The 21,893-nt window shown below is 69.6% G+C and carries 19 protein-coding genes and 1 tRNA gene; 11 read left to right on the plus strand and 9 right to left on the minus strand.

What is annotated here, in order from left to right:
• Positions 1-17 precede the first annotated feature (17 nt).
• Both lysA and argS read right to left on the minus strand, forming a co-directional pair.
• Entirely contained in the window at positions 18-1,412 is a 1,395-nt protein-coding gene (lysA, locus tag F0U44_RS00425; protein WP_149726313.1) for a diaminopimelate decarboxylase, read from the minus strand.
• Positions 1,412-3,079 (minus strand): arginine--tRNA ligase, encoded by a 1,668-nt coding sequence (argS, locus tag F0U44_RS00430; RefSeq protein WP_188113245.1) that lies wholly within the window; start codon positions 3,077-3,079, stop codon positions 1,412-1,414. The genes lysA and argS overlap by 1 nt, the downstream gene beginning before the upstream one ends.
• A gap of 93 nt (positions 3,080-3,172) precedes the next feature.
• Between argS and F0U44_RS00435 the strand changes: the two genes are divergently transcribed.
• The 4 genes from F0U44_RS00435 (at position 3,173) to F0U44_RS00450 (ending at position 7,286) form a co-directional block, all read left to right on the plus strand.
• Positions 3,173-3,245: transfer RNA gene (locus tag F0U44_RS00435), tRNA-Arg, on the plus strand.
• A 117-nt stretch (positions 3,246-3,362) separates the two neighbouring features.
• Positions 3,363-5,066, plus strand: a complete 1,704-nt coding sequence (locus F0U44_RS00440; protein WP_149726315.1) for a PEP-utilizing enzyme — start codon at positions 3,363-3,365, stop codon at positions 5,064-5,066.
• The gene (locus tag F0U44_RS00445; RefSeq protein ID WP_149726316.1) at positions 5,063-5,887 is read left to right on the plus strand and encodes a PEP/pyruvate-binding domain-containing protein; all 825 of its coding nucleotides are present in this window, start codon (positions 5,063-5,065) and stop codon (positions 5,885-5,887) included. The genes F0U44_RS00440 and F0U44_RS00445 overlap by 4 nt, the downstream gene beginning before the upstream one ends.
• Positions 5,880-7,286: an MFS transporter gene (locus tag F0U44_RS00450; protein ID WP_149726317.1), complete on the plus strand. Its 1,407-nt coding sequence runs from the start codon at positions 5,880-5,882 to the stop codon at positions 7,284-7,286. Before F0U44_RS00445 ends, F0U44_RS00450 begins: the two co-directional genes overlap by 8 nt.
• Here F0U44_RS00450 and F0U44_RS00455 read toward each other — a convergent pair.
• Positions 7,268-7,837, minus strand: coding sequence for a C40 family peptidase (locus F0U44_RS00455; RefSeq protein ID WP_149726318.1), 570 nt, complete (start codon positions 7,835-7,837; stop codon positions 7,268-7,270). The genes F0U44_RS00450 and F0U44_RS00455 overlap by 19 nt on opposite strands.
• Before the next feature lie 383 nt (positions 7,838-8,220).
• Between F0U44_RS00455 and F0U44_RS00460 the strand changes: the two genes are divergently transcribed.
• Positions 8,221-9,144 carry a hypothetical protein gene (locus tag F0U44_RS00460; RefSeq protein WP_149726319.1) on the plus strand — a complete coding sequence of 308 codons (924 nt, stop codon included), beginning with the start codon at positions 8,221-8,223 and terminating at the stop codon, positions 9,142-9,144.
• A 4-nt stretch (positions 9,145-9,148) separates the two neighbouring features.
• Here the strand turns inward: F0U44_RS00460 and F0U44_RS00465 are convergent, their stop codons facing one another.
• Complete coding sequence (locus F0U44_RS00465) at positions 9,149-10,069, minus strand: LCP family protein (RefSeq protein ID WP_149726320.1); 921 nt, start codon at positions 10,067-10,069, stop codon at positions 9,149-9,151.
• Positions 10,069-10,614, minus strand: coding sequence for a hypothetical protein (locus tag F0U44_RS00470; RefSeq protein WP_149726321.1), 546 nt, complete (start codon positions 10,612-10,614; stop codon positions 10,069-10,071). Before F0U44_RS00470 ends, F0U44_RS00465 begins: the two co-directional genes overlap by 1 nt.
• 195 nt (positions 10,615-10,809) lie before the next feature.
• Between F0U44_RS00470 and F0U44_RS00475 the strand changes: the two genes are divergently transcribed.
• The 4 genes from F0U44_RS00475 to F0U44_RS00485 are packed head-to-tail and all read left to right on the plus strand — an operon-like array spanning position 10,810 to position 15,980.
• On the plus strand, positions 10,810-14,541 hold the full coding sequence (locus F0U44_RS00475) for a multifunctional oxoglutarate decarboxylase/oxoglutarate dehydrogenase thiamine pyrophosphate-binding subunit/dihydrolipoyllysine-residue succinyltransferase subunit (RefSeq protein ID WP_149726322.1): 3,732 nt from the start codon (positions 10,810-10,812) through the stop codon (positions 14,539-14,541).
• 16 nt (positions 14,542-14,557) lie between these two features.
• Positions 14,558-14,734 carry a DUF6104 family protein gene (locus tag F0U44_RS22810; protein ID WP_188113246.1) on the plus strand — a complete coding sequence of 59 codons (177 nt, stop codon included), beginning with the start codon at positions 14,558-14,560 and terminating at the stop codon, positions 14,732-14,734.
• Positions 14,735-14,763: 29 nt separating this feature from the next.
• The gene (locus F0U44_RS00480) at positions 14,764-15,348 is read left to right on the plus strand and encodes a hypothetical protein (RefSeq protein ID WP_149726323.1); all 585 of its coding nucleotides are present in this window, start codon (positions 14,764-14,766) and stop codon (positions 15,346-15,348) included.
• Between the two features lie 20 nt (positions 15,349-15,368).
• Positions 15,369-15,980, plus strand: coding sequence for an acetoacetate decarboxylase family protein (locus tag F0U44_RS00485; RefSeq protein ID WP_149726324.1), 612 nt, complete (start codon positions 15,369-15,371; stop codon positions 15,978-15,980).
• Here the strand turns inward: F0U44_RS00485 and F0U44_RS00490 are convergent.
• From F0U44_RS00490 to F0U44_RS00500, 3 genes are read right to left on the minus strand one after another with little or no spacing between them, the layout of a single operon-like run.
• Entirely contained in the window at positions 15,977-16,243 is a 267-nt protein-coding gene (locus F0U44_RS00490; RefSeq protein WP_149726325.1) for a hypothetical protein, read from the minus strand. The two genes, F0U44_RS00485 and F0U44_RS00490, sit on opposite strands and share 4 nt — an antisense overlap.
• Positions 16,244-16,266: 23 nt before the next feature.
• A complete protein-coding gene (locus tag F0U44_RS00495; protein WP_149726326.1) occupies positions 16,267-17,436 on the minus strand; it encodes a fatty acid desaturase family protein in 1,170 nt (389 codons plus the stop codon).
• 16 nt (positions 17,437-17,452) lie between these two features.
• On the minus strand, positions 17,453-18,541 hold the full coding sequence (locus F0U44_RS00500) for a ferredoxin reductase (RefSeq protein WP_149726327.1): 1,089 nt from the start codon (positions 18,539-18,541) through the stop codon (positions 17,453-17,455).
• A 124-nt stretch (positions 18,542-18,665) separates the two neighbouring features.
• On the opposite strand from F0U44_RS00500, the gene F0U44_RS00505 reads away from it, so the two are divergent.
• Positions 18,666-19,307: a TetR family transcriptional regulator gene (locus F0U44_RS00505; protein ID WP_149726328.1), complete on the plus strand. Its 642-nt coding sequence runs from the start codon at positions 18,666-18,668 to the stop codon at positions 19,305-19,307.
• The gene (locus tag F0U44_RS00510; RefSeq protein WP_149726329.1) at positions 19,304-20,341 is read left to right on the plus strand and encodes an alpha/beta hydrolase; all 1,038 of its coding nucleotides are present in this window, start codon (positions 19,304-19,306) and stop codon (positions 20,339-20,341) included. Before F0U44_RS00505 ends, F0U44_RS00510 begins: the two co-directional genes overlap by 4 nt.
• Here the strand turns inward: F0U44_RS00510 and F0U44_RS00515 are convergent.
• A complete protein-coding gene (locus F0U44_RS00515; RefSeq protein WP_149726330.1) occupies positions 20,335-21,828 on the minus strand; it encodes an MDR family MFS transporter in 1,494 nt (497 codons plus the stop codon). The genes F0U44_RS00510 and F0U44_RS00515 overlap by 7 nt on opposite strands.
• Positions 21,829-21,893 lie beyond the last annotated feature (65 nt).

Genomic DNA, 21,893 nt, shown 5'->3' on the forward strand with positions numbered 1-21,893 from the left:
ATCCACAGTCACAACACTCACCCGACATCCGTCGCCAACAGGTCGGCCTCAGTCTCCCGCCGTACGACGACGGTGGCGACTCCGTCCCGTACCGCGATCACCGGCGGGCGGAGCGCGTGGTTGTAGTTAGAGGCCATCGAACGGCAGTAGGCGCCGGTGCCGGGGACCGCCAGGAGGTCGCCCGGGACCAGGTCGCCGGGGAGGAACTCGTCGCGGACCACGATGTCTCCGGCCTCGCAGTGCTTGCCCACCACCCGCGAGAGCACGGGGGTCGCCTCGGAGCGCCGGCCGGCCAGGGTGCAGGAGTAGTCGGCGTCGTAGAGGGCGGTGCGGATGTTGTCGCTCATCCCGCCGTCGACGCTGACGTAGGTGCGGACCGCACCGGCATCGAGCTCGACCGCCTTGACGGTGCCGACGGTGTAGACGGTGCACATCGCGGGCCCGACGATCGCGCGGCCGGGCTCGATGGACAGGTGCGGCTCGTCGATGCCGAGGGCTCGGCACTCGTGCTCGACGATCTTGCCCATCTCCGTCGCGAGCTGCGCAGGGTCGGACGGGTCGTCCTGGGTCGTGTAGGCGATCCCGAAACCACCACCCAGGTCCATCTCGGGCATGGTCACGCCGAGCTCGTCGGAGACCTTCGCGTGGAGGGCCAGCACCCGGCGCGCGGCGACCTCGAAGCCGGAGGAGTCGAAGATCTGGCTGCCGATGTGGGAGTGGAGACCGAGCAGCTCGACGCCCGGCGCCTCGTTGAGCCGCCGGACCGCCTCGAAGGCGGCGCCCGAGGTGATCGAGAAGCCGAACTTCTGGTCCTCGTGGGCCGTCGCGATGAACTCGTGGGTGTGCGCCTCGACGCCCGCGGTCACCCGCACCATCACCCGAGCGGTCATCCCGGTCTCGGCCGTGATCGACGCGATCCGGTCGATCTCCTGGAAGGAGTCGACGATGATCCGGCCGACGCCCTCGGCCACCGCACGCCGCAGCTCGGGATGAGTCTTGTTGTTGCCGTGGTAGCCGATTCGGGCCGGGTCGACGCCCGCGCGCAGCGCGACGGTCAGCTCACCCGCGGAGCAGACGTCGAGGCAGAGGCCCTCCTCGGAGATCCAGCGGGCGACCGCCGTACAGAGGAAGGCCTTGCCTGCGTAGTAGACGTCCCAGCCACTGAAGGCGTCGCGGAAGGCCCGGGCGCGGGCCCGGAAGTCGGCTTCGTCCAGCACGTAGGCGGGGGTGTTGTGCTCGGCCACCAGGTCGGCGATCGGCACGCCGCCGACGACCAGGTCACCGGTGTCGGTCTTGTGGGCGGTGCCCGACCAGAGGAGCGGGACCAGGGCGTTGACATCGCGCGGCGCCTGCAGCCAGGCAGGTCCGCGCAGGGCTCCGGGCGCGTGTGCCCAGCCGGCTTCGTGGGTCATTACATCCGCTCCGGGGCCGTCACGCCGAGCAGGCCGAGCCCGTTGGCGAAGACCGTCTGCGTCGCGACCACGAGCACCAGCCGCGCCAGGTTGGCGGCCGTGACCGGCTCGTCGCCCTGGGGCAGCATCCGGCACTCCTTGGTGTCGTACCACTTGTTGAAGACCGAGGCGGTGTCCTCGAGGTAGCGCGCGATCCGGTGCGGCTCGCGGAGCTCGGCAGCACTCGCCACCACTCGCGGAAACTCGGCGAGCGCCCGCAGCAGGTCGCCGTCCCGCTCGTGAGCGAGCAGGGCCGGGTCGAAGTCGTCGGGCAGCGACATCCCGAGGTCGGCGGCGTTCTCCCGCATCCGGCAGGTGCGGGCGTGCGCGTACTGGACGTAGTAGACGGGGTTGTCGTTGGACTGCTTGGTGATTTGCTCGATGTCGAGAGCCAGCGGGCTGTCAGCCGGGTACCGGACCATCGAGTAGCGCAGCGCGTCGACTCCGATCTCCTGCACCAGGTCGTCCAGGGTGACCAGATCACCCTTGCGCTTCTGGAGCCGGAACTCCTCGCCACCCCGAAGGATCTTGACCAGCTGCCCGATCATCACGTCGAGCGTCTGGTCGGGGTCGTCGCCGACGCAGGCCGCCATCGCCCGGAGCCGACCGACGTAGCCGTGGTGGTCGGCGCCGAGCAGGTAGATGCAGTGGTCGAAGCCCCGCGCCCGCTTGTTGAGGTAGTAGGCGGTGTCGGAGGCGAAGTAGGTCAGCTCTCCGTCGGACTTGATGAGCACCCGGTCCTTGTCGTCGCCGAAGTCGGTGGTGCGCATCCACAGCGCGCCACCGTCCTCGAAGACGTGGCCGAGGTCCTTGAGCCGCTGGAGCGTCTCGGGGACCGAGCCCGAATCGTGGAGCGAGAGCTCGGAGAACCAGACGTCGAAGTGGGTGTTGAAGCCGTCGAGCTGGTCCTGCTGCTCCTTGAGCTGCAGGGCGTAACCGCGCTCCCGGAACGCAGTGCGCCGCTCGTCGGCAGGCAGGTCCACGATCGCCGGCTCGTCCTGGACGATGCGACGCGCCAGATCGGCGATGTAGTCGCCCTTGTAGCCATCCTCGGGTGCCGGCTCACCAAGAGCGGCAGCCTCGATCGACGCGGCGAAGTGGTTCATCTGGACGCCGCGGTCGTTGATGTAGAACTCCCGGGTCACCTCGGCACCTGCGGTGCTCAGCACCCGCCCGATCGCGTCGCCCAGCACCGCCCACCGGGTGTGCCCGAGGTGCAGCGGACCGGTCGGGTTGGCCGAGATGAACTCGACGTTGATCTTCCGCCCGGCCAAGGTCTCCGTGTGTCCGTACGACGCCCCGGCGGCCACGATCACAGCGGCGACCTGGCCCTGGGCACCGGCCTCGACCGAGATGTTGAGGAAGCCCGGGCCGGCGACCTCGACCGCGCTGATCCCGTCGGCCTTGAGGAGCTCGGCGGCCAACAGCTCGCCGAACGCGCGCGGATTGGTGCCAGCCTTCTTCGAGAGCTGGAGCGCGACGTTGGTCGCGTAGTCGCCGTGGCCCTTCTGTCGCGGGCGCTCCACCGTGACTTCAGCCGGGACGCCGTCGGGAAGGGTGATCGCACCCTGGGCGACGAGCGCCGACAACGCGTCGACGATGGTGGTGGAGAGCTCCGCAGGATTCACCTGGCAAGGGTATCGGCGGGCTCCGGTTTCTCTCGCACTGATATCGCCCGGTAAGGTCCTCACCGCGCCACTCCCGCAAGGGAAACGGCGCATGCCTCCGTAGCTCAGGGGATAGAGCACTGGTTTCCGGTACCAGGTGCCGCAGGTTCGAATCCTGCCGGAGGCGCCCCATTGACCCGGACTTCCGGCCCGGCCATTTCGACGTGGGTTTTCATCAAAACCCTCGCCCGCAGGTGAACAGCAGGTGGACACTTCGGTCACACCTACTCCCTGGGGGTTTCCGATGCCAGAAGAGCAGTCCGTCGTCGTCAAGGGTCGCTCCTTCGACCCTCCCGGCAAGGGGCCGTGGGAGCTCGAGTCGACCCATGGTGCGCGGCCGATGACGCTCATCACGCAGCGCGCGTTCATGGACGGCTTCCCGCGCGGGTTCAAGGAGGGGACGGCGCGCTACGGCGTGCTGCTCGACCACCTGGAGCCGGCGTTCGTGCAGTCCTTCCTCTATGCCCAGCCGGTCGCGGTCGGTGCTCCCCCGGGCGCGATGGGCCCGCCGCCGAAGCCGATCCTGATGATCGCCAGCCGGCTCCACCCGGAGATGCGCAAGCGGCACAAGGCGGCCGCCGCGGCGATCGCCGGCAAGCTGTGGCGCAAGGACCTCGAGGAGTGGGACCAGGTCGACAAGCCGGCCGCGATCAAGGCGCACCTCGCGATCCAGGCCGTCGACGTCGCGGCCCTGTCGGACACCGACCTCGCCGACCACGTCGACCGGTGCGCCCAGCACGCGTCCGACGGCGGCTACCTGCACCACAAGTACACGATGACCGCGTGCCTGCCGGTCGGCGACTTCCTCGCCGGCGCGATCGAGTGGACGGGCGCGGACATCGGCGAGCTGATGGGGCTGCTCCGGGGCCGCTCGGCCATCTCCCGCGGATTCGCGGCCGCCGAGCTCGACGCCGCCGCCAAGGCGCTGACGACGTCGGACGCCGCTCAGGCGGTGCTGACGAGCGGCGACCCGGCCGATGCGGTCCTCGCCGCCCTCTCGTCCCACCCCGATGTCGGCGCCGAGGTGACCGCCTATCTCGACGCGGTGCGCTGGCGCAGCGTGGGCTACGACGTCGGTGACCAGGTGGCCGGCGAGCTCCCCGAGGTGCTCGTCGAATCTCTCAAGACCTCCCTGGCAGGCAGCTGGAGTTCGGCCCCCGACGACGACACCGCCCTCGCCGCACTGCGCGAGCGGGTTCCCGCCGAGCACCGCGAGGACTTCGACGACCGGCTGGCCGAGCTCCGCCACGTCTACCGGATCCGCGACGAGCGCGGCGTCTTCTCCGACGGCTGGGCGACCGGGCTGGCCCGTCGCGCGATGCTCGAGGTCGGTCATCGGCTCCACACCATCGGCAAGCTCGACGACGCCGAGCACGCCGTCGAGCTCGGCGCCGACGAGGCGCGAGCACTGCTCGTCGGCGGCGGTGGGCCGTCGGCCGACGAGGTCGCCGACCGCTTCGAGTGGCGCACCACCACCACGACCAGCGACGTGCCCGACCACCTGCGGGCGCTCCCGGCTCCTCCCCCGCCGGCCGAGTGGCTGCCCCAGCAGGCCCGCCGTACGCACGTGGCCATCAACACGTTCCTCGGCAGCCTCTTCGGTGTGCCCGACACGCCCAACACGGCGACCGTCCTCACCGGGCTCTCGGTCAACACCGGCGTCTACGAGGGCACCGCCCGGCTCGTCGAGAGCTCCGCGGACTTCGACCGGATCAAGCAGGGCGACGTGCTGGTCACCCGGATGACGTCGCCCTACTTCAACGTCGTGCTGCCGATGCTCGGCGCGATCGTCACCGACCGGGGCGGCCAGCTCTGCCACGCCGCGATCGTGGCCCGTGAGTACGGCATCCCCGGCATCGTCGGCACCCGCGACGCGACCGCGACCATCCCCGACGGCGCGCGCGTCCGGGTCGACGGGACCACTGGCGAAGTGAGCCTCGTGGAGTGAGTGACGACCGAGGACCGAGCGCGCTCGCCCCGCTGGAGGCGACCGCCGACGAGTGCCAGTACGGCGGCAAGGCGGCCCAGCTCGGCGCTGCCCTGCGCGCGGGCCTGCCGGTGCCCGGCGGCTACGCGCTCGGCTGGGAGGCGGTCCGCGGCGTCGTGGCCGGCGCGATCGACCTGCCCGCGCTGCTCACCGGCCTCAGCGACGGCCCGTGGGCGGTGCGCTCGAGTGCCGTCGGCGAGGACTCCGAGGGTGCCTCCTTCGCCGGCACCCACCTGAGCGTGCTGGGTGTGGTGGGAGCGGCGGCGGTCGGTGACGCCGTACGACGCGTGCACGACTCGGCGCTCGACCCGGGGGCCATCGCCTACCGCGAGCAGCACGGCCTCGACCCCGCGCCGCGGATGGCCGTCGTGCTGCAGGAGATGGTCGCCTCCGAGGTGGCCGGGGTCCTCTTCACCCGCCATCCCCTCACCGGCGCGCAGGAGCGGCTCATCGAGGCGAGCTGGGGACTCGGCGAGGTGGTGGTGAGCGGCCAGGTGACCCCCGACCAGTACCGGCTCTCGTCCGACGGCGTGCCGCTGGAGTGCACCACCGGCGAGAAGGACATCGCCCTGCAGCTGGGTGCGGACGGGCTCGTCGAGGAGCACGACGTCGCGGCCGATCTCGTCGAGGCGCGCTGCCTGGACGACGGGCGCCTCCAGGCCCTGCACCGGCTCGCGGCAGCCTGCGACACGGTCTTCGAGGCCACCGACCACGACATCGAGTTCGCCTTCGTCGGGGACCGCCTCTACCTGTTGCAACGGCGCCCGATCACGCATGGCTGACCCGACCCTGTCGCACCAGGCAGAGGCTCCCTCCCGCACCGCCCGCGGTCTGGCCGGCGCCCTGCTCGCTGCGGCGCTCATGCCGCTGAACTCGACGATGATCGCCGTCGCGGTGCCCTCGATCGCGCGCACCTTCCACCACGACCCTGCCGACGTGACCCAGGCGCTCGTCGCCACCTACCTCATCGCGGCGATCGCGCTGCAGGGTCCGGGCGGCAAGCTCGGCGACCGGCTCGGCCACTGGCGAGTCTGTGTCTTCGGCCAGGTCGTCGTCGCGGTCGGCGCCGTCGTCGGTTTCCTCGCTCCCAGCCTCCCCGTCCTCGCCGGCTCGCGGGTGCTGATGGCGACCGGCGGCGCACTCGCCGTACCTGCGACGCTCGCGCTCCTCAGGATCGAGCTCCCACCCGAACGACGCGGTCGGGCGTTCGGGACGTTCGGGGCGATCATGGCCTCGGCCGCCGCGCTCGGCCCGATCATCGGAGGTGTCCTCGTCGACGCTTTCGGTTGGGAGGCGGTCTTCGTCGCCAACCTGCCGGTCCTGCTGATCTCAGCGCTGCTGATCGCGGGCGTCGACCACACGCGCGACGCACGCCCGACCGCGGCCTTCGACTGGGCGGGGTCGGTCCTCCTCACCGCTGCCTTGGCGCTCCTCGTGCTCGGCGCCGAAAGCACCGACGGGGCCGTGCTGGCTCTCGTCGGCGCGGGGCTGGTGCTGCTCACCGGTTTCGTGGTCCGCGAGCGGAGCGCTGCGGACCCGGTGATCGACTTCGCGATCTTCCGCGCGCGTCCGTTCGCGGCCGGCACGTTGTTGGTCTGCCTGCAGAACCTGGTCATGTATGCCCTGATCTTCGAGATCCCCCTGGTCCTCGAAGAGCTCTTCGACCTCACCGCCCGGGAGACCGGTCAGCTGCTGATCTTCCTGATGGCCGCGATGGTGCTGATGTCGCTGGTGACCGGGCGGCTGACCGACCGGCTCGGCCCACGCACCCTCGCGGTCGCCGGATCGCTCGTCTCCCTCGTCGGACTGGTGATCTTGCTGACCGACGACCTCGCCACCTCGGGCGAGGTGCGACTTCCGATGGCGCTCCTCGGCGTCGGGCTGGGACTCTGCAGCCCGGCGGCCCAGACCGCGTCGATGTCGGCGATCGCCCCCGAACAGAGCGGCATGGCGGCCGGCGTCAGCTCGACGATGCGCTACCTCGGCGGGGTCGCCGGCATCGCGTTCCTCGGCAGGATGCTCGACCTCGACGGCAGCGCCGCCGACATCCGTTCCTCCCACCACACCGTGCTGGTGGTCTTCACCGGCGTCCTGTGCGCGGCGCTCGTCTGCGCCGCTCTGCTGCCCGGACGCCGGCCTGCGTCGGTTGTTTCAGCCGAGCCTCAGAGCACTCGGCCGTAGAAGACGCTGCTGGTCCAGATCGGCTCGAGACTCACGACCGCGCCGGTGTGGGGCGCGTGCCAGATCATGCCGTCGCCGGCGTAGATCGCGACGTGGTAGACCCCACCACCTCCGGTGAAGAAGACCAGGTCACCGGGCTGCGGGTCGCTGACCGGCTGCGCCATCGCGGCCTGGGCCGACGACGAGTGCGGCAACGAGATGCCGAGCTGGGCGAACACAAACATCGTGAAGCCCGAGCAGTCGAACGCGTTCGGACCGGCTGCGCCGTAGACATAGGGGTCGCCGGCCTCGCGGCTGGCGAGCTCGAGGACCTGCTCGCCTCGGTGGGCGGCAGCGACCGCGGCACGGTGCGCCTTGTGCCGGCGTACGGCGGCGCGGTGCGCCCGGACCTCGGCCTGGTGCTGGGCCCGCACGACGGCGGGTGCGACCGAACCGTCCTGGGGCGCGGTGGCCTCGGCGGTCGGAGCGAGGAACACGGCGCTCGTGGCGAGCGCGGCGATGGTGGATGCGACGGAGAGGCGCGCAGCAGCGCGCACAGCGACGGTGTGCATCGGAAGAGTCCTTGGGCAGCGACGCCTGCGAAGGTGGACCTGTCGGATTCGGGCTGCTGATGCCCGGGCTGGACCCCTGTGCGAGCGGATCTCGGCCTTCACCCCAAGCCGGCTGAGCCGGCGTACTGCGTGGTGCCCCCGTGCCCGTCATCCCATCGATATCAACGTCTCCCCGTGACGTGACGGGCCTCGGCGCGACACGGGCGGCCCCGACCTCTACTGGCCGGAGTCAGGTCGTGGAACACGACCGCTAACAACGCTAGCTGTCAGCAAGCACCCGCACCGTGGGCCACGCCACATCTCGTGCGTGACCCTGACCACTGGCACGGTGCAAGGCGAACGCCCTAGCCTCGCCAGACATCGCCGACATCTCGGGGGAAGCCATGGCAGCCAAGAACGTCCGACGCAAGACCACCGCAAGCAGTGGTCAGTCGTGGAAGCCGACCGCTGAGGCCAACAGCAGAGCCACCCGGCTCCGCCTGGTCGCTGCCGCCCTCTGGGCCCTCGCCATCGGCCTCGAGCTCTACGGCATCTTCGGACTCCTGCTCAACGACGGCATCCTCGAGTCCAGCTCGTCGGTGGAGGGCGACGGCACCCTCAAGGCCGGCGAGACCTTCCCTGACTGGGCGTTCTGGGTGCTCATCGGGCTGCTCGTGGTCATGGGGATCGTGACGATCATCGGATCTCAGCTCTGGAAAAAGGCACAGGCGCTCGACCCGCCCTCGGAGCAGAACCCGGTCTCGTTCTTCCTGAAGAGCCAGCTCGGCGCGATCATCCCGCTGGTCGCCTTCGTGCCGATCATCGTGTTCATCTTCCTCAACAAGAACATGAGCAAGCAGCAGAAGGGCTGGGCCGGCGGGGTCGGCATCGTCGTCGGACTCATCGCGGTCGCGCTCGGCATCAACTACGACCCGCCGTCGCAAGAGGAGTACACCGCCGACCAGCAGGCCGTGATCCAGCTCTTGGGCAAGGACGAGGTCTGGTGGTCCACCAGCGGGTCGGTCTACCACGTGTGCGACGACGCTCCGGACATCGCGGGCAAGGACAACACGTCAGGCACCACCGCTGAGGCGGTCGACGCCGGCCGCCCGCGGCTGACCCTCGAGCTCACGTCGGAACTCAAGGCCTGCGGTCTGGCAGTCCCCAACAACATCGACGAGATCGTGCAGGCGATCCGCGACGTCCGTGACGGCAAGACGTCCGAGCAGTTGCTCCCCTCCCCCGACTGGACCGGCGTCGAGGGAGCACCCTCCGGCTCCGCGCTGGACGACCTCAACGACGCGATCGACCAGGCCGAGGACGAGTAGTCGCTCAGCAGTTCTTGATCGTGGCGTCCTTGCGGGCGTCGTCGCCGTAGCGCGCTGCGGTCGAGGTGGAGGGCAGCACGACGCTGGCTCCCCCGATGTTGCCGATGCCGCCGGGCACGACGCAGCCGGTGATCTTCTTCGGGTCGACGTGCGCGACGGCCTGGGCGATCTCGAAGAGCTCGGCGGGGTCGAGGTTGGTGTGCACGTTGTCCATGACCGACAGCACGCCGCGCTCGATCCAGCCGGGGTTGTCGGCGTTGTCTGCCACCTTGCGCTGGAAACCCTTGAGCACCCGCTGCTGGTTGGCCGACCGGTCGAAGTCGCCGCCGATGAGCTCGTGGCGGATGCGACCGAAGGCCACCACGTTGTAGCCGCGCAGCACGACCTTGCCCTTCGGGAAGCCCTTCGGCTTGAGGTACTCGTCGGCGAACGCGACCGGGTTGTTGACGGTGATCGGTCCGATGTCGTCGGCGATCGCCTCCACTCCCCAGAAAGTGGTGACGAAGACGTAGTCGGGCTCGATCCCGATCAGGTCGGCCACCGTCTGGCCGAGCAGCTGCGGGCCGCCGAAGAAGAGGGCGGAGTTGATGCGGTTGCTGCCGTAGCCGGCGATCGGGACCCAGCTGTCGCGCGGGATACCGATCGACGTCGCTGCGCCGGTCTTGGTGTCCATCCCGACCAGCTGCAATGTGTCGCCCCGGCTGTGCAGCGGGTCCTCCCCGCGCCGCGCGTCGGAGCCGACCGCGAGGATCCAGATCACGTCGGGATCGGTGTCCACACCCGAGGCGTGCTCGTACTTCACCAACGTGAAGTACGTCGGCGCGACCGCTCCGTTGGGCACCACGAGTGCGGCGACGCCGAGCACCAGAGCCAGGGCGCAGGTGCGCAGCGCACGGTTCCACCGGGAGATCTGCTGGGTCTTCATCAGTCCCTCACCTCGCCCCGCGCGATGTCGAACCCGAAGATCCGCCACCCCTTCTTGGTCGGTGTCAGCACCAGGCGGCCGCGCACCTGGTCGGTGCGGTCGACGTCGCCCTCGAGGTCGATCACCAAGTTGACGTGCGCCGTTGCGCCGGCGGTCTCGCCCTTCGGAGCGAGCAGATCGACGCTCACGACGCGGCGGACCGCAGTGACCTCGTCGAGCTTGTCGCCGAGGGCCGCGTTGCTCATCAGGTCCTTCTGCTTCGTGGCGATCTTCGCCGCGTCGTCGGTGAAGCTCGCGAAGGCATCAGCGAAGCTCGCGCGGGGGTAGTCACCGCCGACGTAAGCCGCGTCGATCCACTGGTCGACGGCCGTCGCGACCTCGGCCGCGACCTCGCTCGCCGCTGCTTTGTCGAGCTTGCCGACGACGTCGCCGACCTCGACCCGGGTGTCGATGCCCGCGTGCTCGGTGACCGTCGTGTTGGACGAGCTCGTCTTCTCGTCCGGCTGCTTCGCGTCGTCGTCGCCGCTGCATCCGGCGAGCGTCATCACGACACCCAGCACCAGTGCGGTCGTGGGGACCGCGACCCATCTCCGGGATCCGGAGGATCTCCGCACGACTCGCCACTCCCTTGCTTGCGGACAGATGCCACAAAACTTCGCTGTGGGTCTAGCCTTGGCTCCGGTCTTGTCCAGGTCTCAAGACCCTACGCCAGCAGCTCACCGGAAGAGGCGAAGCACGTCGTGTCGCAGTCGACAGGCCCATCAGCAAACACTGGTCCCAGCTCGTCGGATTTTGGAGCCAACGAGTGGCTCGTCGAGGAGATGAAGGAGCGGTTCGACGCTGATCCCAGCAGCGTCGATCCCGCCTGGGCCGCCTACTTCGGCAGTGCGGCTGCGGCCGCCACCGGCAACGGCGCGGCGGCACCGGCCGCCCCCGCTGCGCAGGCGCCCGCGTCGGCTCCCGCTGCGGCACCCGCGGCCGAGGCCCCGGCCGCACGGCCGACTCCGAAGGCCACCCCGGCTCCCCAGGTGAGCCCGGCGTCGAAGACCACCCCGACCCCGCCGACCTCTGGCAAGGCCGAGGACAAGCCGACGCCCAAGGACGCGCCGAAGCCGGCGCCCGCCGTTGCCAGCGACGAGCCGACCTACACCGTGCTCCGCGGCATCCCGGCCGCGACCGCTAAGAACATGGACATCTCCCTGACCGTCCCGACCGCGACGTCGGTCCGGGTGGTCCCGGTCAAGCTCCTGTGGGACAACCGCATCGTCATCAACAGCCACCTGGCGCGTGCGCGCGGCGGCAAGGTCTCCTTCACCCACATCATCGGCTACGCCCTGGTGAAGGCGCTGAAGTCGATGCCGGAGATGAACAACTCCTTCGCCGAGGTCGACGGCAAGCCGACGATGGTGACCCCGGCCCACATCAACCTCGGCCTCGCGATCGACCAGCAGAAGCCCGACGGCACCCGCCAGCTCGTCGCGCCCTCGATCAAGGGCTGCGAGACGATGGACTTCGCCGGCTTCTGGACCGCCTACGAGGAGATGATCCGCAAGGCGCGCGACAACAAGCTGGGGATGGACGACTACTCCGGCACCACGGTCAGCCTCACCAACGTCGGCGGCCTCGGCACCGTCCACTCGGTGCCGCGCCTCATGGCCGGCCAGGCCGCCATCATCGGCGTCGGCGCGATGGAATACCCCGCCGCCTGGCAGGGCGCCTCGGAGGAGGCCGTCGCCCGTAACGGCATCAGCAAGGTCATGACGATCACGTCGACCTACGACCACCGGGTCATCCAGGGCGCACAGTCCGGGGAGTTCCTCAAGCGCGTCCACCAGCTGCTCCTCGGCGAGGACGGCTTCTACGACGACATCTTCCGCGCCCTCCGGATCCCCTACGAGCCGATCCGCTGGAACTCCGACATCGCGACGTCCCACGACGACGAGATCGACAAGCAGGCGCGCATCCTCGAGCTGATCCACGCCTACCGCGTGCGCGGCCACCTGATGGCCGACACCGACCCGCTGGAATACAAGCAGCGCAGCCACCCCGACCTGCGCATCGAGTCACACGGCCTCACCCTCTGGGACCTCGACCGCGAGTTCCCGACCGGTGAGTTCGGCGGCTCCGGTCGACGCTTCATGAAGCTGCGCCACATCCTCGGCATCCTGCGCGACTCCTACTGCCGCACGACCGGCATCGAATACATGCACATCATGGATCCGGAGCAGCGTCGCTGGATCCAGGAGCGGGTCGAGCGCCCGCACACCAAGGAGCCGCGCGAGGAGCAGCTGCGGATCCTGCAGAAGCTCAACCAGGCCGAGGCCTTCGAGACCTTCCTGCAGACCAAGTTCGTCGGCCAGAAGCGCTTCTCCCTGGAGGGCGGCGAGACCACGGTCCCGGTCGTCGACGAGATCTGCGAGGCGGCCGCTCAGGCCGGCCTCGACGAGGTCACCATCGGCATGGCCCACCGTGGCCGTCTCAACATGCTGGCCAACATCGTCGGCAAGTCCTACAACCAGATCTTCCGCGAGTTCGAGGGCAACATCGACCCGCGCACGGTCCAGGGCTCCGGCGACGTGAAGTACCACCTCGGCGCCGAGGGCGAGTTCTCCGCCGGCACCGGCGAGAAGGTCAAGGTCTCGATCGCGGCCAACCCGAGCCACCTCGAGACCGTCGACCCGGTCCTGGAGGGCATCGCCCGCGCCAAGCAGGACGTGCTCAACCAGGGCGAGGCCTTCCCTGTGCTCCCGCTGCTGCTGCACGGTGACGCCGCGTTCGCCGGCCAGGGCGTGGTCGCCGAGACCCTCAACCTCTCGCAGCTGCGCGGCTACCGCACGGGCGGCACGATCCACCTGGTCATCAACAACCAGGTCGGCTTCACCACCTCCCCCGGCTCGTCGCGCTCCTCGCTCTACTGCACCGACGTGGCCCGGATGGTGCAGGCGCCGATCTTCCACGTCAACGGCGACGACCCGGAGGCCTGCATCCGCGTCGCGCGGCTGGCGTTCGAGTACCGCCAGGCGTTCAACGCCGACGTCGTCATCGACCTGGTCTGCTACCGCCGCCGCGGTCACAACGAGGGCGACGACCCGTCGTACACGCAGCCGCTCATGTATGACCTCATCGAGCAGAAGCGGTCGGTGCGCAAGCTCTACACCGAGTCGCTCATCGGTCGTGGCGACATCACGATCGAGGAGGCCGAGCAGGTCATCCGCGACTACCAGGCGCAGCTCGAGCGCGTCTTCACCGAGGTCCGTGACGCCGACACGACGCCGACGTCGTGGACGACCGTCCCCGACTACCCGGACAAGCCGGCCGGCGAGACCCAGACCGCGGTCTCGATGGAGACGCTGAAGACGATCGCCGACGCCTACGTCACGCCGCCCGACGGCTTCACCGTCCACCCGAAGGTGATGCCGCAGCTGCAGCGCCGGGCAGCGGCGATCGCCGACGGTCCGATCGACTGGGGCACCGGCGAGATCCTCGCGTTCGGCGCGCTGCTCATGGACGGTCGTCCCGTCCGGTTGGCCGGGCAGGACTCGCGCCGCGGCACCTTCGTGCAGCGGTTCGCGACGATCATCGACCGCCACAACGCCGACGAGTGGACGCCGCTGGCCAACCTCACCGACGAGCAGGCGAAGTTCCACGTCTACGACTCGCTGCTGTCCGAATACGCCGCGCTCGGATTCGAGTACGGCTACTCGGTCGCCCGCCCCGACGCGCTGGTCCTCTGGGAGGCCCAGTTCGGTGACTTCGTCAACGGCGCGCAGTCGGTGATCGACGAATACATCTCCGCGGGCAAGACCAAGTGGGGCCAGGACTCCGGCGTCGTGCTGCTGCTGCCGCACGGCTACGAGGGCCAGGGCGCCGACCACTCCTCGGCACGCATCGAGCGCTTCCTGACGCTGTGCGCCGACGAGGCCATGGTCGTCGCGCAACCGTCGACGCCGGCGTCGCACTTCCACCTGCTGCGCTCGCACTCGCTGGGCGGCGAGCACAAGCCGCTGATCGTCTTCACCCCGAAGTCGATGCTCAAGCGCAAGGAGGCGGCCTCGCAGCCTGCCGACTTCACCTCGGGCTCGTTCCGTCCGGTGATCGGCGACGACGTGGCCGACGCGTCGAAGGTGCGCACGGTGCTGCTCGTCTCGGGCCGGCTGACCTGGGACCTCATGGTCGAGCGCGCCAAGAGCGAGCGCGACGACGTCGCGATCGTCCGGGTCGAGCAGCTCTACCCGTGGCCGATCGAGGAGCTCAAGGCCGAGCTCGCGCGCTTCCCCGACGCCAAGATCAAGTGGGTCCAGGACGAGCCCTTCAACCAGGGCCCGTGGCCGACGTACGCCCTCAACGTGGTGCCGGCGCTCGACCGCCCGGTCGAGGCGGTCACGCGCAAGGCGTCCTCCACGACGGCGGTCGGCACGGCCAAGCGCCACCTCGAGGAGGCGAAGGTCCTCATCGCCAAGGCCTTCGAGTGATCGGCTGAGCGAGCCGATGTACTACACCGATCGCGGTATCGAGGAGCTCGAGAAGCGCCGGGGTGACGAGGAAGTCACCCTGGCGTGGTTGGCCGAACGGCTGCAGGAGTTCACCGACACCCACCCGGAGTTCGAGACCGCTGTCGAGAGGTTCGCCACGTGGCTGGCCCGTCTCGACGACCCGGAGGACTGAGCGGCACCGGCACCGCTAGGTTGTCGATCGTGAGCGACGAGCTGATCGACTACCGGTCCTGGGGGGTCGAGTTCTTCCACCGCGCTGTCACCGAGGAGCGCGTCCTGCGGGGCGTCAACGTGCTCTCCGGTCGGCCGATCGACGTCGGCCCGATGGGCGTGGGTCCGGGCCGCCTGGTCAAGGTGACGGCCAAGGGCGCCATCGGTACGGCGACGGGCCAGCGCGTCGGCGACGACCCCGTCTCCTTCCACGTGACCTTGCCGGTACCGATCGAGTTCACGATCGACCTCGGCATGGACAAGCAGCGCTTCAACGCCCTGCTCGAGGTGCCGCTGACCATCACCGCGCGGGCACGTGACGACCTCGCGATCGTCATCCAGATCACGCCGCCGACCAAGGACACAGTGCGGGTCGACCTGCAGGCCCAGGGCCTGCGCGCCCAGCTCCTCGGGGCCGCGGCGGGCGTCGAGGGCGAGCTCAAGCGCTTCGTGGCCAAGTACGTCACCAAGGAGCTCGCCAAGCCCTACCTGCAAGAGGCGATGGTCATCGACGTGGGCGCTGCGATCGAGCGGGCTGCGAAGGGCGTCGGACCCTCCGGATCGGCCGAGAGGTGACGGGCGCCGAAGAGCAAGGCATGACGGAGGTCGCCTATCCCGCCGCGCCGTGGCACATGCGCGGCTCGATGTGGATGTCGGTCTTCCGGCTCGGGCAGGACGCCAGCCCCCGCCACCCCGCCGGGATCTACGGCGTCGCCCTGGTCGACTACGTCGACCCCAGTCCGCTGACCTACGGCGAGCTCCTCGTCGCACGTACGACGCGTACCTACGAGGGCAAGCGCGCAGTGACGATCACCGACATCTGGGTCGACTCCCCTGCGTCGATGGCCGGCGGCCGCGAGCTGTGGGCGATCCCGAAGGAGCTGTGCGACTTCGACATGGAGAGCTCCTTCCGCGGCCCGGTCACGACTACCGACTGGTCCGCCACCATCGAGCGCCGCCCGATCGCCGAGGCGTCGTTCACCGACGTGTCGCGCCTCGCCCCGCGCGCACCCTCCAAGGGCCTGGTCATGCAGCCGCCCATCGACGACCACACCCAGCCGGTGACGACCGCCATGAGCGGCTCGGCGCGAGCACTGCCCTGCCGGGGCCACTGGAGCTTCAATGCCGACGGGCCCCTCGCATTCCTGCGAGAGGCCCGTCAGATCGGGTCGTTCCGGATGAAGTCGTTCCGGTTGCGGTTCGACTAGTCCTCGTCGTCCAGCAGGTTCTCGCCCTCGGCGAGGTCCTGGTCGTCCAGGTCGACGTGCTGGGCGATGGCTCGCTTGGACGCGTCCCGGATCTCGAACAGCTCGGTGGCCAGGCCGCCGATCGCGCCGGCGACGTCCTTGACGGCTCCGGTGATGATCGTCGCGACCTCACCGACCGCGCCGGCTGCGGCCTGGGCCCCGGCCTGCATCGCGTCCTTGGAGATCTCTGCCTTGCTCAGGTGGTCCTGACCGTCGGAACTCATGCGGACATTCTGCCGGTCGGGCGTCATGCGGCCAAAGGGGTCTCAGTCACACCGGCGGGCGAGTCGCCCTTCGCCTTGCGGTCCGGCAGGGCGAGGCGGAAGATCTTCGCCGCGACGCTGCCGAGCTGCTTGTGCAGCGGGCCGGTGTTGTACTGCAGGCCGTAGCGCTGGCAGATCTCCTGCACCTCCACCGACAGCTCCGGGTAACGGCGCGCCGGGATGTCCGGGAAGAGGTGGTGCTCGATCTGGTGGCTGAGGTTGCCGCTCATCACGTGCATCAGCTTGCTGCCGGTGATGTTGGCCGAGCCCAGCAGCTGGCGGTAGTACCACCCGCCGCGCGACTCGTTCTCGGTCTCCTCGATGGAGAACGTCGCGACGCCGGCCGGGAAGTGACCGCAGAAGATGATGTTGAACGTCCAGATGTTCCGCACGAGGTTGGCGACGGCGTTGCCGGCCAGGGTGCTCAGGAAGAACGGTCCGGTGAGGAGCGGGAAGACGACGTAGTCCTTCAGGACCTGCTTGCCGACCTTCTTACGGATGCGGCGCATGATCGGGGCGTTCTCGCCCTTCCACAGGTGGCGACGGCCCGCGAGGACCTCCTCGGTCTCCAGGTCGTGGAGCATCACGCCCCACTCGAAGAACATCATCAGGAGGAACGCGTAGACCGGGTTGCCCAGGTAGTAGGGGCGCCACTCCTGCTCCTCGTCCATCCGGAGGATGCCGTAGCCCACGTCGCGGTCCTTGCCCACGATGTTGGTGTAGGTGTGGTGCATGTAGTTGTGGCCGTACTTCCAGTTCTCGGCCGGGGCCATCGTGTCCCAGTCGAACATCCGGGAGTTGAGGGCCGGGTCGCCCATCCAGTCGTACTGGCCGTGCATGACGTTGTGGCCGATCTCCATGTTGTCGAGGATCTTCGACACGGAGAGCGAAGCGACCGCGGCGGGCCACAGCGGCGGGAGGTAGAACATCACGCGGCCGGCGACCTCGAAGGCCCGCTGGTACTTCACGACCTTGCGGATGTAGTTGGCGTCCACCTCGCCGAGGTCGGCGACGACGCGCTGACGGATGGCGTCCATCTCGTCACCGAAGGCGTCGAGCTGCTCGGCGGTGAGGGTGTACTTGTCGCTGAGCACCTGGTCGGTCTTGGTCTTGACGGGGGGGCGCTCGATGCTGGGCTGGATGACGCTGGTCATGTCAGTTCCTTTCGGGTCACAGGTCGACGGAGCAGTCGCCCTCAGGCGAGCTCACGCAGATACGGATGTCTTCGTCGGGCAGGGAGGAGGTCTCGCCGGTCAGCACGTTGCGGACCGTGCCTTCCTTCTTGGTGGCGGTGCAGGAGAAGCAGATGCCCATCCGGCAGCCGAACTGCGGGGTGAGCCCCGCGGCCTCGGCCTGCTCGAGGAGCGTGGCGCCGGAGTTGACGGCGGTCGCGCCGGAGCGGGTGAACGAGACGTCGCCCTCGGCGTTGCCGTTGCTGACGGCCGGCGGCTTGAAGTACTCGACGTGCAGCTTGTCGGAGCCCTCGAAGGCCGGACGGACCGCGTCCACCAGGCCTGCCGGGCCGCAGAGCCAGGTGTCGATGTCGCGGTAGCCCGGGACGATCCGCTCGAGCTCGAGGGCCGAGAAGTTGCGGCCCCCCTGCTCGGGATAGACGAGGTGCACGTCGATGCCGTAGCCCGAGCGGCGGATCTCTTCGAGCTCGGCAGCGAAGATCTGGTGCTCGGGGCTCTGCGCGTAGTGCAGGAAGGTCACGCGACCGCGGTGGGTGCGGCGCTGCAGCGAGCGCAGCATCGACATGGCCGGCGTGATGCCGGAACCGCCGGTGATGAAGATGATGTGGTCGGGCACGTGGTCGGGCAGGACGAACTCGCCCTGCGCCTGGGACAGGTGCACCATGGTGCCGACCTGCGCCCGCTCGACCAGGAAGCGCGAGACGACGCCGTCGGGGTTGGCACGCATCGTGATCGTGAACCGGTCGCCGCCCTTGGAGTCGGGGCTCGAGACTGTGAAGACGCGCGTCGTACGGCGCGCGCCGTCGACCTCGACGCCCAGCTGGACGTGCTGGCCGGCACGGTGGCCGCGCCAGGTCGAGGTGGGCTGCAGGGTGATCGTGGCGACCGGCGGGTGGCCGGGCACGTCGACCTCACGGGTGATGTCGACGATGCGGGCTCGGACCTCGTTCGCGGCCCACATCGGGTTGACCAGCTCGAGATAGCGGTCGACACCGTGCGGGGTGGCCAGGGTGGCGGCGAAGCGGGAGCGCAAGACCCGGGTGGTCGCGTTGGCGACGATGCTCATCGGGTTCCTCCAGAAGTTTCGGTGTACGTGTGTACACCGAGAACTCTGCCTGCTCCCCCTGCGCGGAAGCAAGCACCTCGGGACGTGAGGGTGCACACATGTTCACTCACGGTACGATCGTCCGGTGACCGAGACCCGCGTCGAGCGCAAGGAGCGCACCCGCCGTGCGATCCTCGACGCCGCTCTTGAGCTGTGCGAGGGCCAGCCGCTGGCGGCGCTGTCGCTGCGCCAGGTGGCCAAGCAGGTCGGCGTCGTGCCGACCGCCTTCTACCGCCACTTCGAGTCGATCGACCAGCTCGGTCTCGAGCTCGTCGACGAGTCGTTCTCGGCCCTGCGCGATCTGCTCAAGGCAGCGCGCACCTTCGACACTCCCCCGTCCAGCGACCGCGCCCTCTTCCTCGCGGTCGTCGACAACTCGGTCAAGGCGCTGGTCAGCCACGTGCCCCGCGCCGAGCGTCACTTCCGGTTCATCGCCCGCGAGCGGCTGGCCGGCTCGCTCCTCGTGCGCGAGGCCGTCCGCCACCAGCTCGAGCTGATCGAGCGCGAGCTCGCCACCGACATCGCGCGGGTGCCGGGCGCGGGTCGCTGGTCGGCCGACGACCTGCAGATCCTGGCCAACCTCCTGGTCAACGCGATGCTGTCCCACGCCGAGGAGCTGGCGCTGGCCAACGGCCGCCCCGACGTCGTACGCCGGATCGAGGACACCGCCCGCCGGCAGCTGCACATCGTGCTCATCGGCGCCCTCAGCTGGGACTCCTCGCGGTGAGGCAGCAGCTGGCCACCGCCGCCCGGCATGCCTGGGCGGTGTCGCCGCTGGGCCAGGGCATCGAGTCCTACGACGGCCTGCCCGCCGAGATCCTCTACGACGAGCCGCACCGGCAGCTGCGTCGCTACTGCCCCGAGACCCGCGTGCCCGCCGGCCGTCCGGTGCTGCTGGTGCCGCCCCTGGCGGTCTCCACGCGCTGCTACGACCTGCGCCCGGGCCAGAGCCTGGCGGCCCACCTGGTCGGTTCAGGCCGCGCCACCTACGTGATCGACTACGGCGCCATCACCTTCGCCGACCGCGAGATGGGCTTCGAGGACTGGATCGACGACATCCTCGCGACCGCGATCATGACCGCGAATGCCGCATCCGGCGGTCACGGGGTCGACGTCGTCGGCTGGTCGCTCGGCGGCACGATGAGCCTGCTGACCGCCGCGAGCCATCCCCGGTTGCCGATCGCCTCGCTGACCGCCTTCGGGACGCCCTTCGACTACACCCTGATCCCCGCCGTCCAGCCGCTCCTGACGATCGACCGGCTGCTCGGCACCCGCCGCGCGATGACCCTCACCGGCGCGATGGGTGGCGTGCCCCGCCACCTGGTCCGAGCGAGCTATCGCGCGATGGCACCTCGCCGCGAGCTGACCAAGGCCCTCCATCTGGCGCGCAACATCCTCGACGTCGAGGCGCTGGCCCGCACCGAGGCGATCGACGACTTCATCGGGTCGATGCCGGGCTACCCCGGCCGGGCCTACCACCAGCTCCACTCCCGCCTGATGGCGCGCAACGAACTGGCCGAGGGCACCGTGCGGCTCACCCAGGACCGCGAGGTCCGGCTCAGGGACATCACCACCCGCGTGCTGCTCGTCGGCAGCGCGACCGACAACATCGCCAACGGCCCCGCAGTCGAAGCGGGCACCCAGGTGATCCCGGGTGCCCGCTACGTCGCGGCCGACGGGCTCAGCCACCTGGGTCTGGTGGCCGGCCCGAAGGCGCCGATGTTGAGTTGGCCGTCGCTCGACGTGTTCCTGGGTCAGTGACCCACGGGGGCGCCCTCGGGCGTCTCCACGCGTGAGGGCAGCATCAGCGCCAGCACGATCACGACCACGCCGATCACGGCACCGACGACGAACGCCCACTGCAGCCCACCGACGAAGGCCTCGGACGCCGTGGAGCCGCCGGCCTCCAGGTGCTCCTTGCGGTTCTGCAGCACGACGATCAGCGCAGCGGTACCGATCGCGCCGGCGACCTGCTGCAGCGTGCCGAGCAGCGAGCTGCCGTGGGAGTAGAGGTTCATCGGCAGGTCGCCCAGACCCATGGTGAAGACCGGGGTGAAGATCGCCGCGAGGCAGGCCATCAGCACGACGTGGGTCGCGAGGATCAGCCAGTAGGGCGTGTCGAGGTCGATCCGGCTCAGCACGCCGAGCGCGACGACCATGCCGATCGAGCCGGGGATGACCAGCGGGCGCGAACCGAACCGGTCGTAGAGCTTGCCGACCTGCGGGCCGAGCAGGCCCATCGCGAGACCACCGGGCATGACGAGGAGGCCGGTCTGGAGCTCGGTCAGCTGGCGGATGTTCTGCAGGTAGAGCGGCAGCAGGATCATCGAGCCGAGGAATGCCATGAACGCGGCCGACATCAGGAGCAGCGAGACCGCGTAGGTCCGGTGCTTCAGCGTGCGCAGGTCGAGCAGCGGAGCGTCGGTGCGCTGCAGGCGCAGCTGGTAGCCGACGAACGCCGCAACCAGAGCCGCGCCGACGATGACCAGCGTGGTGACCGTGCCGGCCGAGCCATTGCCGATCTCGCTGAGGCCGTAGACCAGCGTGGCGAACCCGCTCGCGGCGAGCACGACGCTGAGCCAGCTGACCTTGCTGACCTCGGCCTCGCCGACGTTTTCCAGCTGGCGCAGACCCGCGAGGGCGACGAGCGCGGCGATCGGGAGCACGAAGACGAAGATCAGGCGCCACGAGCCGAGCTCGAGGATGACACCGGACACGGCCGGACCGAGCGCGGGAGCGACCGAGATCGCGAGCGTGACCTGGCCCATGACCCGGCCGCGGTCGGACTCGGCGACGACCGTCATCAGCGTCGTCATGAGCAGCGGCATCATCACCGCGGTGCCACCGGCCTGCACGACGCGACCGGCGAGGAGGATCTCGAAGCTGGGCGCGACGGCCGCCAGCGCGGTGCCAGCGCAGAACGTCGCCATGGCGACCTTGTAGGCGGTGCGGGTGCTGACGCGCTGGAGGAACCAACCGGTCAGCGGGATCACCGCGGCCATGGTCAGCATGAAGACCGTCGAGAGCCACTGGGCGGCGCGCTCGTCGATCTTGAAGTCGGCCATCAGCGTCGGGATCGCGTTGATCATGATCGTCTCGTTGAGGATCACCACGAACGTCGCGGCGACGAGCAGCTTGATCACCAGCGGGGTCTTGCCGCTGGTCGCGACGAACTCCTGCTCGAAGTCGGCGACGTCAGCCGCCGATTGCTCCGGCGTGAGGCCTCCGGCCTCGGTGGGGGCAGTCATCTCTGGGGTCCTGTCTTCGTCGGGGTGCGCGAGCCGGCCGCGAGCTGTCCGGGTCGCCGTACATG

It is taken from the genome of Nocardioides humilatus, from assembly GCF_008373755.1.
In the GTDB taxonomy this organism is placed as follows: domain Bacteria; phylum Actinomycetota; class Actinomycetes; order Propionibacteriales; family Nocardioidaceae; genus Nocardioides; species Nocardioides humilatus.

Coding starts and splice junctions, on each gene's coding strand:
- lysA (WP_149726313.1), bottom strand. CDS start 1,412: ATGACCCACGAAGCCGGCTGGGCACACGCGCCCGGAGCCCTGCGCGGA.
- F0U44_RS00485 (WP_149726324.1), top strand. CDS start 15,369: ATGACGGAGGTCGCCTATCCCGCCGCGCCGTGGCACATGCGCGGCTCG.
- F0U44_RS00460 (WP_149726319.1), top strand. CDS start 8,221: ATGGCAGCCAAGAACGTCCGACGCAAGACCACCGCAAGCAGTGGTCAG.
- F0U44_RS00455 (WP_149726318.1), bottom strand. CDS start 7,837: ATGCACACCGTCGCTGTGCGCGCTGCTGCGCGCCTCTCCGTCGCATCC.
- F0U44_RS00490 (WP_149726325.1), bottom strand. CDS start 16,243: ATGAGTTCCGACGGTCAGGACCACCTGAGCAAGGCAGAGATCTCCAAG.
- F0U44_RS00470 (WP_149726321.1), bottom strand. CDS start 10,614: ATGACGCTCGCCGGATGCAGCGGCGACGACGACGCGAAGCAGCCGGAC.
- F0U44_RS00495 (WP_149726326.1), bottom strand. CDS start 17,436: ATGACCAGCGTCATCCAGCCCAGCATCGAGCGCCCCCCCGTCAAGACC.
- F0U44_RS00440 (WP_149726315.1), top strand. CDS start 3,363: ATGCCAGAAGAGCAGTCCGTCGTCGTCAAGGGTCGCTCCTTCGACCCT.
- F0U44_RS00450 (WP_149726317.1), top strand. CDS start 5,880: ATGGCTGACCCGACCCTGTCGCACCAGGCAGAGGCTCCCTCCCGCACC.
- F0U44_RS00515 (WP_149726330.1), bottom strand. CDS start 21,828: ATGACTGCCCCCACCGAGGCCGGAGGCCTCACGCCGGAGCAATCGGCG.
- F0U44_RS22810 (WP_188113246.1), top strand. CDS start 14,558: ATGTACTACACCGATCGCGGTATCGAGGAGCTCGAGAAGCGCCGGGGT.
- F0U44_RS00500 (WP_149726327.1), bottom strand. CDS start 18,541: ATGAGCATCGTCGCCAACGCGACCACCCGGGTCTTGCGCTCCCGCTTC.
- F0U44_RS00465 (WP_149726320.1), bottom strand. CDS start 10,069: ATGAAGACCCAGCAGATCTCCCGGTGGAACCGTGCGCTGCGCACCTGC.